Annotated in this window: 11 protein-coding genes and 1 other RNA gene; 2 read left to right on the forward strand and 10 right to left on the reverse strand. The window is 36.2% G+C overall.

The features are described 5' to 3' along the window. Positions 1–38 precede the first annotated feature (38 nt). On the forward strand, positions 39–2,042 hold the full coding sequence (locus tag KQI49_RS02220; protein WP_216486435.1) for a S9 family peptidase: 2,004 nt from the start codon (positions 39–41) through the stop codon (positions 2,040–2,042). A gap of 301 nt (positions 2,043–2,343) precedes the next feature. Here KQI49_RS02220 and KQI49_RS02225 read toward each other — a convergent pair whose 3' ends face one another. From KQI49_RS02225 to sspL, 6 genes are all read right to left on the reverse strand, one after another. After that, the gene (locus KQI49_RS02225; RefSeq protein ID WP_216486996.1) at positions 2,344–3,306 is read right to left on the reverse strand and encodes an alpha/beta hydrolase; all 963 of its coding nucleotides are present in this window, start codon (positions 3,304–3,306) and stop codon (positions 2,344–2,346) included. A 128-nt stretch (positions 3,307–3,434) separates the two neighbouring features. Continuing rightward, positions 3,435–5,615 carry a YhgE/Pip domain-containing protein gene (locus KQI49_RS02230; RefSeq protein ID WP_216486437.1) on the reverse strand — a complete coding sequence of 727 codons (2,181 nt, stop codon included), beginning with the start codon at positions 5,613–5,615 and terminating at the stop codon, positions 3,435–3,437. 958 nt (positions 5,616–6,573) lie between these two features. After that, a complete protein-coding gene (locus KQI49_RS02235) occupies positions 6,574–6,942 on the reverse strand; it encodes a VOC family protein (protein ID WP_216486439.1) in 369 nt (122 codons plus the stop codon). A 157-nt stretch (positions 6,943–7,099) separates the two neighbouring features. Further along, positions 7,100–7,285, reverse strand: a non-coding RNA gene (ssrS, locus tag KQI49_RS02240) — 6S RNA. A gap of 53 nt (positions 7,286–7,338) precedes the next feature. Beyond that, complete coding sequence (locus tag KQI49_RS02245; RefSeq protein WP_216486441.1) at positions 7,339–7,587, reverse strand: sigma-G-dependent sporulation-specific acid-soluble spore protein CsgA; 249 nt, start codon at positions 7,585–7,587, stop codon at positions 7,339–7,341. Positions 7,588–7,618: 31 nt separating this feature from the next. Beyond that, positions 7,619–7,759: a small, acid-soluble spore protein L gene (gene sspL / locus KQI49_RS02250; RefSeq protein ID WP_216486443.1), complete on the reverse strand. Its 141-nt coding sequence runs from the start codon at positions 7,757–7,759 to the stop codon at positions 7,619–7,621. A gap of 192 nt (positions 7,760–7,951) precedes the next feature. Here sspL and KQI49_RS02255 point away from each other — a divergent pair, with 192 nt between their 5' ends. Next, positions 7,952–9,178 (forward strand): TraB/GumN family protein, encoded by a 1,227-nt coding sequence (locus KQI49_RS02255; protein ID WP_216486445.1) that lies wholly within the window; start codon positions 7,952–7,954, stop codon positions 9,176–9,178. Positions 9,179–9,241: 63 nt separating this feature from the next. Here the strand turns inward: KQI49_RS02255 and KQI49_RS02260 are convergent, their stop codons facing one another. From KQI49_RS02260 to sppA, 4 genes are all read right to left on the reverse strand, one after another. Next, complete coding sequence (locus KQI49_RS02260; RefSeq protein ID WP_216486447.1) at positions 9,242–10,840, reverse strand: acyl-CoA synthetase; 1,599 nt, start codon at positions 10,838–10,840, stop codon at positions 9,242–9,244. A 451-nt stretch (positions 10,841–11,291) separates the two neighbouring features. After that, positions 11,292–14,354, reverse strand: coding sequence for an efflux RND transporter permease subunit (locus KQI49_RS02265; protein ID WP_216486448.1), 3,063 nt, complete (start codon positions 14,352–14,354; stop codon positions 11,292–11,294). Between the two features lie 262 nt (positions 14,355–14,616). Beyond that, entirely contained in the window at positions 14,617–15,084 is a 468-nt protein-coding gene (locus tag KQI49_RS02270) for an RDD family protein (RefSeq protein ID WP_216486450.1), read from the reverse strand. A gap of 12 nt (positions 15,085–15,096) precedes the next feature. After that, positions 15,097–16,086, reverse strand: a complete 990-nt coding sequence (gene sppA / locus KQI49_RS02275; RefSeq protein ID WP_216486453.1) for a signal peptide peptidase SppA — start codon at positions 16,084–16,086, stop codon at positions 15,097–15,099. Between the last annotated feature and the right edge of the window lie 240 nt (positions 16,087–16,326).

Genomic DNA, 16,326 nt, shown 5'->3' on the forward strand with positions numbered 1-16,326 from the left:
GAATTTTAACAATGATGACTACACTGGAGGTTATTTAGATGACAAAAGAAAAAAGAGCACTAACGACAGATGACTTTACTAACATAGCTGTTTATAGCGATCCTCAAGTTTCACCAAACGGAAGTACATACGCATTTGTTTCAACAACAGTTAATGAAGAAAAGGAATATATCTCACATTTATATTTACAATCTCTTCAAGAGAAAACTCTGACTCAATGGACGTTTGGTAATGAGAAAAATAGCCATCCACGTTTTTCACCTGATGGATCACAACTTGTGTTTCAATCAAATCGAAGTGGCACACCCCAGCTATGGTTAATGAACATTAATGGTGGTGAAGCTAAACAGCTGACAACATTTAAACATGGAGCTACCAATCCTGTTTGGACAAATGACGGGACAAAAATTATCTTCACCTCAATGCTAGATAATGACGATGATGTCAAAACACAAGCCGAACTTACCAAAGAAGAAAAGGAAAAGTTACGCGAAGAAAAAGAAAAACAGCCGCTCATCGTGAATGAGCTAAAGTACAAGTCTGATGCTCAAGGTTTTCATGATGAAAAACGAAGTCAACTTATCATGTATGATTTAGAAAATGACACATTAACTCAATTAACTAAAGGCCAAGCCCATCATAGTTTCCAAGATATCTCACCTGATGACAAGTATATTTTATTTTCTGCCAACTTAAATGAAGAAGCAGACTATGAACTAACGAACGATTTATACTTTCTTAATACCTCGACATTAGAGATCGAGCAGCTCACGAACGGAAATGGTGGTTACCAAAGTGCACACTTTTCGCCTAGTGGAGATAAAATTGCCTGCTTGGGACATGAGTATGAATTTAGTGGTGCAACCCTTAATGAGCTATATATTTTTAATGTTCAAAGCAAGGAAAGAACATGCTGGAGTAGCAATTGGGATTTTCAACTTGGTGACGCCATGATTGGTGATATGCGTCTGGGGATGTCTGAAACGGGACCTGTTTGGTCGAAGGATGAAAAATATCTCTATTTTATAGGAACTGATTCAGGTGCGACTGGTTTATACCAAGTTGATTTAGATGGAGAATTAACTGCCCTTTATAGAGAAGATACTCATGTATTCGGTTTTTCCTATGATAAATCAAAAAATGCTTTTATTTTAGGTATGAGCACTCCAACTAATCCTTGTGATTTTTATCTTCTTGAGAATGAATCAAAGTTAACTAGATTAACAGAAGCAAATCAATCCTTTTTAGATGAAGTCGCCTTAAGCACACCTGAACCGCTAATTGTAACAGCCGAAGATGGCTGGGAAGTTCAAGGTTGGTTATTAAAACCATATGGATTTGAGGAAGGTAAAAAATACCCATTTGTTCTGGAAGTTCATGGTGGACCACACGCGATGTATGGTCAAACCTTTTTCCATGAATTACAATTACTTGCAGCTAAAGGATACGTGGTTTTATACACCAATCCACGTGGCAGCCACGGATACGGACAAAAGTTTGTCGATGCCGTTAGAGCGGATTATGGTGGAAAAGATTATACGGATCTCATGAGTGCAGTTGACTATGTGATAGAGCAATATAGCTTTATTGATGAAACACGACTAGGTGTTACTGGTGGAAGTTATGGTGGTTTTATGACTAACTGGATTGTCGGTCATACAGATCGCTTTAAAGCAGCCGTAACACAACGCTCAATTTGTAACTGGCTAAGTTTTTATGGTGTTAGTGACATTGGTTATTTCTTTACCAAATGGGAATTAGGACATCATTTGCTTGAAGATCCGAAGAAACTATGGGAATTCTCCCCATTAAAGTATGTTGAAAACGTAAAAACACCTTTACTTATTTTACACGGCGAGCTTGATTTCCGCTGTCCAATCGAGCAAGGTGAACAACTCTTTATTGCTTTAAAACATTTACGTAAAAACGTAGAGTTTGTCCGCTTCCCGGGTGCAAATCATGAATTAAGCAGGAGTGGCCATCCTGACATGAGAATCGAGCGACTCAATCATATAGTGCATTGGTTTGAAAAACATTTATAAAAACAGAAAAGGCTGTCAGGACGCCCGAGTTCTACCAGCCTTTTTATTGTTGACTATTAGATGTGAAAAAACTATATGCAGAGCTGAGCTAAAAGTGAAGCAAATTGAGATGAAAGACAAGTTGGAGCATTTCCTGTGAAATATGTCTTTCATAAGCACAATGTAGGACAATTACTCCTGCAACGAAACGTTCGTCATAGACGTATCGTTCGATAATTATCCGGAATAGAAATTCCAAAAACAGCAACCCCTCAATTAACCTGAGACGTTACTGTTTTTCAAAATGATTCAAGATGATCTATCAATCTATATATCTATCTAAGAAATTGTTTAGATGTTTAATATATTTATCACGTGCTATTACAATTCCCTCACCATGTCCTGCTCCCTCAAAAGTAACAAGTTCTTTATCGCTATGCGTATTTTCATAAAGTTCATGAGCTAATTCTGTAGGTACAAAAGTATCTGCTTCACCATGCAAATAAAGGATCGGGATATCCGTTTTTTTCACTTGTTCAAGTGCTGAAGCTTCTTTCAAAGAATAGCCTGCTTTCATTTTAGTTACAACACTTGTGCTGTTCAACACAGGAAAAGAAGGTAGCTTAAACATACGTTTCATTTGATATGCAAACAAATCATGAACATCTGTATATGGACTATCTGCAACAACAACTTTAACATTATCAGGAAGGTCTTCCCCGCTTGTCATGAGAACCGTTGCAGCTCCCATGGAAAGACCATGAAGTACAATTTCAGTATCTGGGCCTAGCTTATCGACTAACAGATTAACCCAGTCCACATAATCAAGACGATCATGCCAACCGAAGCCAATATAGTCCCCTTCACTTTCGCCATGTCCTCGTGCATCAGCGGTAAACACATTGTAACCTAAATCCTCATAATAATGTTGCCCGAATAAAGACATGTCGCTAGCCCTTCCAAGGTAACCATGAGCGAACACAACTAATTTATTTGTTGGTTCCTTAGCCTTTAAAAAGTATCCTTTTAAATTTAAACCATCATACGACGTCATGTTGAGTTCTTCAAATTGTTGTTCATCATTCCACTGACGCCAGTCACCGTCTAAGAAAACGTCCATGGCTTCAGCGGACACTTCTAAATCCGAATTACCTTGTAAGAAGTCTTTTGGTCCACGATCAATTGCTAAATTATAAAAATAAAAACTAGCAATAATGTCTATAATTAAAAGAATAGCAACAAAGCCTACCCCTATCTTTAACCATTTCTTATTTTTCAGTTTAATCACTTCCTTGTATACTTACCTATCTTTATTATACAAGAAAAAAGGGAGTCAGTCTTATGAATTTAATGGTATTACTTGAAAATAAGACCTATCCCTTTAAAAATTCACATTAACCACCTGAATATTTATTAATGAAAGACGCCAGACTTCTGAGATTTTTCAACGAGTTTATTCGTATGTTTATTAATTGGTTTCTTTAAGAGTGTGCCAAAGATTATCGCGATTAAGCCAAAGAAAGCAAGGACTATTAAATCAAATATCACGTTATTCCAAACAATACCGCCAACCGCTTCTCTCATAATATCAACGGCATAAGTAAATGGAAGAAATGGACTGATTGTTTGGAAAAACTTCGGCAAGAGGACGACTGGATACGTTCCACCTGATCCGGCAATTTGCAAGACAAGCATAACGATTGCCAGTGCCTTTCCAACATCCCCAAATATAGAAACAAAAGTGTAAATAATTGTAATAAACACTAAACTGCAAAATAGTCCAAATATAACAAACCACCCCGGATTCGCCATTTGTACGTTGAGTAAAAAGATATCCCCAGTTGTAACAATAGTGGTTTGAAGAATCCCTATAAATGCAAATGTGAATAATTTTCCAAAGTAAACGGCTTGTGAACTAAATTGTTCAGGTTCCGGACGATGGACATCTGTAGATAATAAGGATATTAAGAGCAATCCTCCAACCCATAAAGACAGTACCGTATAAAAAGGTGTCATGCCTGAACCGTAATTTTCAATTGGAAAAAGTGAATGCTCATCTAGTTTGACAGGTTCAGCAAAAAATCCTCTTTCTGTTTCCGGGTCATTCAATAATAAATCAATAATCTCATTAATATCGGCTTCATCTTTAATATCCCTAATTTTATTCGCTAATTCATTAACCTTATCGTTTACATAAGGATACTCTGCCAAAACATCTTCAAGCAGGCCTTTTCCATCGTTTAAACTTCCATCTGTTCGTTTGAGTAGTTTCTCTACTTCTGGAATGGTTGATTGAATATCGACTAAAATACCCCGCCCCTCTGACAAAGTATTTTTAGCATTGGTTAACTCTTTTAGCACAGTCGGCTCAATCGATTCGTTATATTCTTTGACAAGCTTATCAAGCCCTGTGCCAGCATTTTCGGAAATGTCCTTGATGTTGGCAAATATTTCATCAACTTCACCTTTTTTCTCATCGATGAACTGATCAAGTTGTTCCGTATTTTCCCTACCTTCATTCAAAACATCTTGAATGTGCTGTACTTTATCGATAGCCTCGCCTACCCGATCCATTTGATCTTGATCAGGTTCCTCTGCATTTGCCATTTGTTCTAATATCCCTTCAAGCGCTGTTTCCACATTACTTAAAAATTCGGTAGATTCGTCAACTTTTTCCTCTAGTCTTTCTTTTAACGCTCGCCCTTCATCAAAGTTAATGTCAGTCGAGTCAACATCATTCAACAACGCATTAAAGTTCGTAACCGTCTCCTGAGCCTTAGCTAAATCTTCTTTGATTTTTGGCCCCATTTCATTAATCTGTTGTTCAGCTTTATCTAAAAACTCACTCGTCTCATCAATTGTTGTCAACCCATTACCGATAACATCTTGAGCTTTAGGTATTTCTTTTTGCGCTTTTGAAACGATACCACTAGCTTCATTTGCGTCTGATAGTGTTCCCTTCAATGTTTTATGAATCTCAGGCAATTTTTTCTCAATTGTAAATATATAATCCTCAAACTGTTCGATATCTGGTAGGTCGGCTTCTAGTTCAAGTCCTATATTATTAAATATTTCAAAAATAACTCCATTGACCGTTGATATAAATTCACTACTGACGTCCTCAACAATAACACTCGCCCCTTTTTCGGTAATTTTCGGAGCGATGGCATTTAATTTTTCATTCACATAGTACTCGACATGTGCTTTTTCAGGACTAGCGTTTATCACCGTGCCAAGATTCTTTGAAAAATCTTTAGGTATGACAATGGCAGCAAAATAATCCCCTTTTTCTAATTTATCCATGGCTAAATCTTTACTGTCAAAGTGCCACTCCATCGAATCATTTTCTTTTAAGGTATCAACCAGTGTATCTCCTACATTAATATCCTCATCCAAAACGGTTTCGCCAACGTCTTCATTCACTACTCCTATAGGAATTTGATCTGTTTGTCCATAAGGATCCCAAGAAGCTTTTATGTTTAACCAAGCGTAGAGAGAAGGCAATAAAATCAATCCACCGATAATTATTGCCGCTACCCAGTTTATTCCTATGTTTTTGATATCTTTTGAAAATATGTTCCAACTATTTTTCATAACTAACATCCATTCCATTTTATAAATTCTTATAAATTAACTAAATGAATTACCATTCACTATCTATAGTTAGTATATAATCATAGCAAAATAATTTATTACTCTCAATTACAAAGACTGCACTATTTAGTATGTACCTCTCTTCCCTTATTAACTAACCTTTCTAAGACTTTTTAATTAAATATAAAAAAACTCTAGACCACCCAGCCCAGAGTTAGTAGGTTAAACTTATTTATATACATACCGCTCTTATAGTCTTTGTTTTAAATTTTGATCTAAACCATTTGTTCTAATCTTTTTGAACATAAATTTACTTCTGGTCATATTGAACCATTTTCTGTAAATTTGGACATTCGACACTTTTCTTGTAGTATAATGTAGTGGACAGGAAATGTGAGGTCAAAAAGACTTAAACTTATCTAAAAAACGGTGGCTTCAAATTACCCAAGAAAGGGGTTGAAGCATATGATACCAATTGAAAAGACGATTGAATTAATGATTGCGTTCTCGACATTGGTATTGTTGATCGTCACTAGCCGTGAAAAAAAGTAACCATCCCTGTCATAAAAATAATGAACAGGGATAATTACCTTTTTCACTCTCAATGAAGTCGCCTGCCTTGCACGACTGTCTGAGTCGCAAGCGGCCACTTGCGACTCCTCTGTTATTGTATTATAAACTACAACTAAATTCAACTTCATTTTGTTAATATTCGGCCTATTTCAAGCGAAAATAGCTTTCCCCATTACATTCGTGAGATTTCTTACAATTCGGTTACAATAAATTCACTCAATAAAACGTTTATTCTTTTGAATGAAATCACTAAGTCCTTCACTGCACACATAAAAAATTATGTAGTTTAACATTCAAAATGCATCTATCGAATTTTACACCCACCATCATATATATTGATGTTTTTTAATAAAATGACTAAAAAATTATTTTAAACTAATTTTTTCTAAAGCCATTCCAAAAACTCAATTCGATTCCCAAAACAATCATAAATATAAAAACGATTAGCTCCTGGTAGACAAGCATCAACAGTAACATCGATCTCGTTATCCAATAACTCTTGGCGAAATGCTTCAATATTTTCCACTTCAATCGCGGGATGAGCCTTTCTTGCCGGCATAAATGTTTCTTCAATGCCAATATGGATATGAACATTTCCTGCTTTAAACCAAACGCCACCATTTTGTTTTAAGCTGTCTGGTTTCTCCACTTCTTCAAAACCTAATATACCTTTATAAAACTTTCTCGCTTTTTCTTCCCCACCAATGGGGGCGGCTAATTGTATATGATCAATGACTTTGATTTTATATTCCACTCTATCCCTCCTAAAATTAGCTTACATTATGATTCCATAAAATTAAAATACATTATACAAATCAATGTTGATTACTGTGAGTTATAGGTTGAATTTATGATGAAAGCCAAAAACCCAGTCTAATATTAGACTGGGTTTGTTAAATTCATATTATTAGATAGTAGCCACAATTGCCGTATCAGGAATAAAAAGTTTTAAACCACCACTTCTACAAAGTGGGTGTCTGCAGAAACCTTCCTGTCTTCCATACTACAGACGGCACGACATTCCAGTTTCGATATAAAACTCCCTATTAACTAATTAGAGGTTAAAACTTAATAAAATACGAGCATCGCAGCTTCTATAATTATATTACTACGATTGCTGATAAATTTCAATGGATATATCTGCCTATTTTTAGTATAGATGCTGATAAATCTCGTTGAGTTGCTTTTCACGTATTTCATCATAGGCATTCCGAGCATAATTCATTTCTTTTTTCAAAATATAATTTAAATAAGCAACATCTTCCTCACTCAAATCATTAATAAATTCTTCTTTATCATAGTAATCTTCACTGTTTAATTTATTGTAAATATGCTGCCCGGTTTTATTGTCTTCTGTATAATTCGCAATCGATTCTTTCAAATAAAGAAGTGTATTCATCAAATAACCTTCTTTCTTTATCATAATTCAGTTATATTTTAGTGTTTTTCTTCTTAGATCGTTGCTCCAGTTGAGATGTTGGACTTTGATTAACTTCATCTTCACTATATCCTTGAGGATTCACACCTGAGTTCACTTTCTTTTTACTCCAGTTATTCTTTTTTTCACTCATTTTAAACACCTCCATTTAATATTATTTCTTTAAACAAGTCTTTTATCCAAACTGAAATACTATATCCAGTTGCGTTTATCAAAAACTTAAGGCAATATTGGAAATATATCGTTATGAAAATCTTTTTGATAGTAACACGTATAAAAAAGAAATTATCTTTTGAATAACATTTAATACAAAGGGGCTAAAAATGTGAAAAATCTAAGACTAAGCCTTAGCTTGATTTTGCTTTCTTTATTAACGGTTGCATGTCAGTCAGATGAAGTTATCACCTTTTCTGATCAGCATTTTGAAGAAGCTATCAGAACAGAATTAAACCAGCCTGAAGGTGAACTTAAAGAATCAGATGTTAACAACATTACTGAAATGGACTTAGCAGAAGCCGAAATTAAAGATATTTCAGGGATTGAATCTTTTGTTTCTTTAGAAAAAGTCAACTTGGAAAATAATCAAATTGAAGACGTGTCGCCATTACGTGAGTTAAATAATATTGAATACGTTAACTTAATTGGAAACAACCTAGATAAAAAACAACATCAACGGCTCAAGTTCTTATGGGATGATGGAGTAAAAGTGCTTACTATGAAGGAAGCCGATGGTCCGGGTGGTTTTTTATGGAAAGTGAAACACGGAGATACTACCGTCTATTTACAAGGAACAATTCATGCAGGACCAAGAGATTTTTATCCTATGAATGATGAAATAGAAAGTATTTATAAGGAAGCTGATGTGATTGTTCCGGAAATACATCCTAAAGACATGTCCACTCAATCAATGATGACACTCTATAATGAATTAGGTACATACCAAGATGGAACGACGATTGAAGACCATATTCCCGCTGATTTATATGATGACGTATCAGCTTTTTTAAATGATCATGGTTTGCCAAGTGAATTGGAGTCTTATAAACCTTGGCTGTTATCTAATCTTATTAGTTCCTTTATTATGCAGGAAGCAGGATATACCTATGGCGTTGATGACTACTTTTTATCGAGAGCTCAAGATGATGATAAAGAGATAAAAGCTTTAGAAACTGCTGAAGAACAGCTTGCTATTTTCGCCGATACTTCTGATGATTTTCAAGTTGAGCTTTTAAAATCCTCTATTGAAGAAATGGATCATTATGAAGAGGACATGTTAGAAATGTTTTCTTTATACACAGATGGAGATTTAGAGAAGATGCTTGAATATACAACAACAGACAATGATAGTGAAATGAGTAAGGAAGAACAAGCATTTATGAACGCCTTGAATGATGAACGTAATGACAATATGAGTGATCAAATTATTGACTATCTAGATTCAAAAGAAGATACAACATATTTGGTGATTGTAGGATCACTACATCTAATTGAAAAACCTAGCATCATTTCAATTTTAGAAGATGAAGGTTATGATGTTAAACATATCCGTTAATATAACATTGCTAAAATAAAAAACCCGAAGCATCTTACTTAGACTCCGGGTTTTTCTTTCATACTAATTTTGGCTTTCATATTGTTCTCTTAATGATCGCTTCAGTATTTTTCCACTTGGATTCTTTGGTAGATCTTCTGTGAAGTAAACATATTTCGGAGCTTTAAAAGACGATAATTGACTCTTACAAAAGTCAATAACCTTTTCTTCTGTGATCTTTGCATTATCTTTTACTACAATAATGGCCGCAATTGCTTCAATCCAGTAAGCGTCTGGTATACTAATGACCGCAACTTCAGCAATCCCATCCATTTCATAAATTGTCTCTTCAACTTCTCGACTGGAAACATTAACACCGCCTGTATTAATCATATCTTTTTTCCGGTCGACAATCGTCACATAACCCTCGTCATCCATCGTCCCTAAATCACCACTATGAAACCAACCATCCTTAAAGGCTTCTGCTGTTTTTTCGGGATCATATAAATAACCTTTCATCGCATGTGAAGTTCGGTGAACAATCTCTCCAATATCACCACGTGTCACCTCATTTCCTTCATCATCAACTATCTTTGTTTGAACATTAATCGTCGGTTTTCCGGCTGAACCTAATTTCCGCAGTTGGTCTTCTGGCTTTAGAGCTGTTGCTAAAGGAGCCACTTCCGTCTGTCCATAGAAGTTCCAAAATCGTGCGTTAGGCAAGCGCTCGGAAAGTTCTTTTAATATTTCTCTTGGCATGATGGCGGCCCCATAATAACATTTTTCCAGGCTGGATAAGTCCCTTTTCTCAAAATCGGGATGACGAAGTAATGCTATCCAAACAGTTGGTGGACAAAAAAGTTGAGTAGCTTGCTCCTTTTCAATTGTCTCTAAAATACCCTCTGGATTTGCTGCTTCAAGGATTATACCGCTTGTGCCTAGATAAATACTTGGACCCAAGAACACATGGAGCTGGGCACTATGGTAAAAGGGCAATGCGTGGATGAAAACATCACGGTCTTCCATCCCACCATCTATAATACAACTGACATATTCACTCAATATACTTTTATGGGTTAGCATCACACCTTTTGGCCTTGATTCAGTTCCGCTTGTATATAACACTTGAGCTAGTTCATCGTCTTCTAAAGCTGCTTCAAAAAAGCTAGTTGAGTGCCCTGCTCGAACGCTTTCTAATGTTTGCCATTCTTCGTGTGAATCAATTTTATCCGGTATTGTTAGGGTGTCCATGATATAACGATGTTTGATATTCAGCCTCCCTGTGGCTGCGTCAAGTAGAGGGACATATTCCTCTGAAGCGATGAACCCACTGACTTCCGCATGATCCAAAATATATTGCACATCTTCTACTGAAAGCATGTAGTTAATTGGAATCATAACTGCACCTAAACGGGCTAACGCAAATTTTGTAATAACAAAATCTAAGCTATTTTTAGACATGACGGTGATCATGTCCCCTTTTTCCATCCCACGTTCCTGGAACCCATGTGCTGTTTGATTCACCAAGTCATCCAGTTCAGCATAAGTTTTTTGTTTATCTTTGTATGTCAGTGCTAACTTATTTGGCATCCGGTCTCTAGTTCTTGTAAGGACATCGCCTAATGTGTTTCGCCGTGCTCGCTCCAACTGCTTATCAAGATCAATAAATTGGTTCATCTCCATTTAATCACCCCATTATTTTTGGTGACTGTTTATAAGTGAATATTCTCTCTTTTATTATAGTTCAGATATTTGCGAATAACAACCATCTATTGAAACAAGATTAGGACAATACGTTGTATGCATTACCAAATTAAGAATAATTATGTACCCTACCGCACATTTCGCTTTCCGCAGGGGAGAGAATTGTAGTTCATTCTTCTTTGCTGCGGAGCCTCCTTGCCCCGGCAAGGGGTATGCCGACGTTGTCCGCAAAGGACGGTTTTAGTCGGCCTCATCTTTAACGCTCTGCGGGGTCTCATCTAAGCTCATCTCCTGCAGGAGTCTTCATGTTTTTCCTACGCTGGAGAAATGAATAAAACAAAAAACCGAACAATGACAATTAACATCAAGTCATAACTCGGTTTTTTTCCTTTATAGATTAGTATTCCAATTGTTCCCATAGATTTATCTACTATGCATGCATATCTTTATTTTCAACTATATCAACTTTCTTCTTAGGATTAAAAAGTCTCTTCAATCCGTTGCCTATATCTTCAAATGTCAGATATATTGCTGGGATCAGTAGTAAGGTGATGAATGTTGAAAACAAGAGACCTGAAATGATAACGACAGCTAAAGGCGATTGATACCCACTCGATGCACCTGTTGCAAATGCAAGAGGGAGCATGCCACCAACAGTCGTCAATGTTGTCATGAAGATCGGACGAATCCGGTCTTTACCAGCATCTACCATCGCATCATCCACATTCACGCCATTGTTTCTTTGCTGTTTGATTCGATCAATTAGCAATATCCCGTTATTAAGAACGATCCCGACGAGCATAATCACACCAATGCCAGACATGATATTTAACTCTTTCTGAGTGACAAAAAGACCTACAAGCACCCCAGTTATAGTCAGCGGAATGATCGATAAAATAATCAATGGATGTTTTAGACTGTTAAATTGAATAGCCATAACTACAAAAACAAGGAATAATGATATTCCAAAAATAATTATTAAATCTGTTGCCATGTCTTGTTGCTGCTGTAAATCTCCACTGACAGCAACTGAATAGCCCTCGTCAGTCTTAAAATTTTTAATAAGTTGTTGTATATCACGATTAATCGCCCCTAAGTCACGTCCTTCAATATCTGCAAGAACTCGTATATAACGGGTACCATCTTTTCGATCAATTTGTGTTGGAGCAGACACTTTTTCAAGTGCTATATATTTTGAAAGCTCCTCTTTTCCATGTGGTGTCATTATTTCATGTGCTAATAATTCGTCACTTTCTCCAATAGTTACATCATTTTCAAGGAATATTGGTGTTGTCTTTTGATTCTTTAGAACGTCACCGATAGGAACTTTTGCAAACAAACCATGCATTTGTTGATAAATCGCTTCAGTAGATAAATCATCTTTTTCTAATTGTTTATGTTTCAGCACAATAGCCATCTCTTCATCTAATTCATCTGCTTCAGATTTTGTGAAACTGATGCCATCGATTTTCCGCAGTTGACCAGCTAAGTCGTTTCCTAAAGTTTGTAGTGTATCAAAATCATCACCAGCCACTTCAAGTTGAACTGGTAATGAGCCACCCTCTTCTGTTGTTGTGCTTATACTTAAAATCGGATAATCTTCTTCTAATTCTCGCAAGCCACGCAAAATATTTTCATTTATTTCATGTTGTTCCACCGTTTTTTCTTCTTCAGGCGTCATATTTATTATGGTTACAAGACTATCAATATTATCAATCACAATATTTGTTTCTACATCTTCAACCTTTTTTATTTTCGTATCAACTGCTTCAGCAATTTCAGCCCGTTCTTGTGGGGTGACACCCGAATCGAGATCAACAATAAGTTCAGAATAACGATCGAAAATATCTGGCATTACCGACATGGGAATCTTTGTTAACAAGAAAAACGAACTAACAAACACGATAATAAATAAACTGATCACGCTAAACCGACGTCGTTTTTTCTTTGTTAGCCATCGAAGTATATGACCGTATTTCTCAATCAATCCTGTCTTTTTAGCTCTGCTAATTTTCTTTTGTTTACGTATTTTAAGCTTTAAAAAGTTTTCTGACATAACTGGAATTAGCGTAAACGAGATCAGCATGGAACTTATTAGTGTGATGGCCACCACGATTGCTAATGTAAAAACAACTTTTCCAATATCGTCATCTAATATCGCGATGGGCAGAAAGACAACAATCGTTGTCAGCATTGATGAGATGACTGCTGTAGCCACTTCTTTTGTCCCGTCAATCACTGCCTTCACATTGGGATAACCTTGTTCTTTTTTCTTATAAATGGATTCAAGAACAACAATTGAAGCATCAACCATCATTCCTATTCCAAGCCCTAGTCCTATCAAACTTGCTAAGTTCAAACTAATATCCATAACACCCATCGTTAAAATGGTTAGTAATATTGAAGAGGGAATTGAAAGCGTGACTATTAATGTCGCCCTTGTGTTTCTTAGGAACAGCATGAGCACAATAATAGCAATCAGCCCACCAATAATTATGTTTCCAGATACACCGTCAATAGCATTTGATACATAATCAGCTTGCGCAGCAATTTCTTCTATTTTAAGATTACCTTGAAGGTCTTCCTGTTTTATTGCTTCGACTTCAGATCTTACAGCTTCTGTCATATCAATCTGAGTGGCACCGTTTGAGCGACCAATTTGCACAAGGATAAAATCAGGATTGCCGTTTTTCCACGCTAACTGTGCTTGTTCGCTAGTCTCCTCTCGTACATCCACGACATCCGTTATCGGCTTAAGGCCTTCAGATGTTTGGAGCTGAATTTCTTTTATATCGTCTGCTGTTTCTAATGTCGTGTTCCAGCGTATTGTTGAATCCTTATCATTTTCAAATTCACCAATAGATTCATTAACGTTATTTTGTTGAATTGTATGTATAACATCCTCCTGCTGAATGCCAAATTCAGTTAATTTTTCACTATTTAATTTGACAATTATTTCTTTTTCTTCTAATCCTGCTAGCGCCACTTCACGAACTTCCGGCAGTGATTCAAGTCGCGGTTTTAATATATTTGATGAAAAGTCACTCATTTCTTGAATGCTTTCACCAGAGACATTTATATTAAATTCATATGGATTTTCTGTTGATACTTGCATAACAGTGATGTCGCTGACACCGTGTAGCTGATCTTGCATTCCTGTTATTGTACTCTCAATTTCTTTTGTAACCTCTTCCCCTTTATCTTGCTTCATCATAATGGAAAAAACGCTATTTCCAATAGTCGATGATGATTCGTAATTATCGACCCCTTCTATATCATCGAGAGCTTTCTCGATTGGTTCACTTACCATCTTTTCCACGTCTGTTGCAGGCATATCGTCCGTTTCAATTAAAACCATAGCCTGGTCAAACGTTATTTTCGGAAAAAGTTCTTTGTCTAATTTCATAAATGAATATAATCCAAATATCAAAATAAATGACACAAAGAGTCCGACAATAATCTTTCGTTTGAGAAGAAACCTAAAAATAACCACCAACTCCCTTCATTTTATTTAAAATCACTGCTTTTCTTACGTTAAAGTTTCAAAAAGGATTCATCATTTTTGAAAAAATCAAAATTAACTTGATATAACAAGACTAACTCAAACACAAAAACTCGTTAAGATACCTAAGTTGGATTTCTTCTCCGCCTTAAGATGGAACGAAAAAATCCGAACACAATCGAAGTTCATTTTAAATGCTTCGAGTATGTTCGGATTTTACATTTTGTGAATGACCATTGCTCGCAGGCGACTATTATTGCACGTGAATAACTCGAGTGTCACCAATCATATCGTGAACGCCTTGTTTTAAGGGATCAAAAGCTACAACGACATAAAGTAGTGTTAATATACCTATAACACGATATAAAAATCTGCCGACGACTTCTCTGAAAAGTAGATCACTCCATTTTAATGATTCATAGTCTTTACGAATGACTTTGAGACCAAAAATCATCTTTCCAACCGTCTGACCGTAAAACTTCGTCATTAATACGAAATACAAATATAAAATGATTGTGCTCATAATCCCGGCCAACGTCCAAAAACCAATATCAACCGAAGCCCCATCATTCACAAATTTTAACGGACTTAAAAGGATCCCATTCACGCTCCACACAATAATTATATCTACAGTATATGCCCAAAAACGCATCCAAAAACCGGCTGGGCGTTCGTTATGTTCTTCTTCTCTCGTCAATACAACGTTTTGTGTATCATCCATGACGGCACCCCCTTATTCAGAATATAAATACATAGCTCGTGGAGCGTTCGATTCTCTTAGCAAGTCTTGAACTTGGAATAAATCTTGTTCTTTACCAAATATATTTTTAGCTTGCATCCCGAAAAATGAATCAAAGGCAAAGCTTGGTTCATATTCTACAACCAAGGAATCATCCCAGCCGTAATCCTCTTCCATCATAGCAATCGTATCTTCTAATGAACCAAGCTCATCGACTAACTCATTTTCTTGAGCTTGTTTACCTGTATAAACTCTTCCATCGCCTAGACGTCTTACTTCTGATTCAGACATGTCCCGTCCATCGACAATGACTTGAACAAATTCATCGTACATTTCATCAATCATTGATTGCAAAATATCTTTTTCTTCATCTGTCATTTTGCGAGATGGCGACATGATATCTTTATGCTTACCACTTTTAATCGTATTGAAGTCAATTCCAAAATCATCAGCTAAGTCGCTAAAATTAATCGACTCCATGATGACTCCAATTGAACCGGTAAGTGTTGCCGGATGAGCAACGATTTTCTCAGCCGGCGCAGCGACGTAATACCCACCTGAGGCAGCTGTATTCCCCATTGTCACGTAAACTGGTTTATCATAGTCCTCTTGTATTTCCACTACCTTGTCATGGATGGTTGCACTTTCCACAACTCCACCACCTGGTGAATCGACGTTAACGATAATGCCATCGACCGTATCATCTTCTGCTGCATTATCTAATACTTTTAAAAGGCGATTATAATTATTCAAACCTGTATTAAGAAAGGGATTTTCTCCTAAATCTTGGATGACGCCTTCAAGATTCGCAACGACAATTTTATGATCTCCTAATCCTTCTTCAACTACTTCCTCTTTAAATTCATTTAATTTTAATACATCATCCCAGTCTGCTGCTATTGCGCTTGTCCCAATCTGAGAAATAATAGAAACAATAAATAGAACAGCCGCTCCGAGTAGAGCAAACCAACGTTTTTTATCCATTATCTAACCTCCATTCAATATTCACCGCTTTTAAATATCTTATCTTAATAAATGGCAAAGTATCTTTGCAATCAAGATATGTAGCTCTAATGATAACAACATCAAAAGATCGAATCCACAAAAGGGGTAGATTCGATCTTTAAATTACTGAAATCAAGTTCATAACTAAGACGGCAGCAAAACCCAAATATTTTATGATGTGGAGATACCATTGATTTCCACTACACGCGGACGCTTTCC

The sequence above is a fragment of the Virgibacillus sp. MSJ-26 genome (assembly GCF_018918075.1).
In the GTDB taxonomy this organism is placed as follows: Bacteria; Bacillota; Bacilli; order Bacillales; family Amphibacillaceae; genus MSJ-26.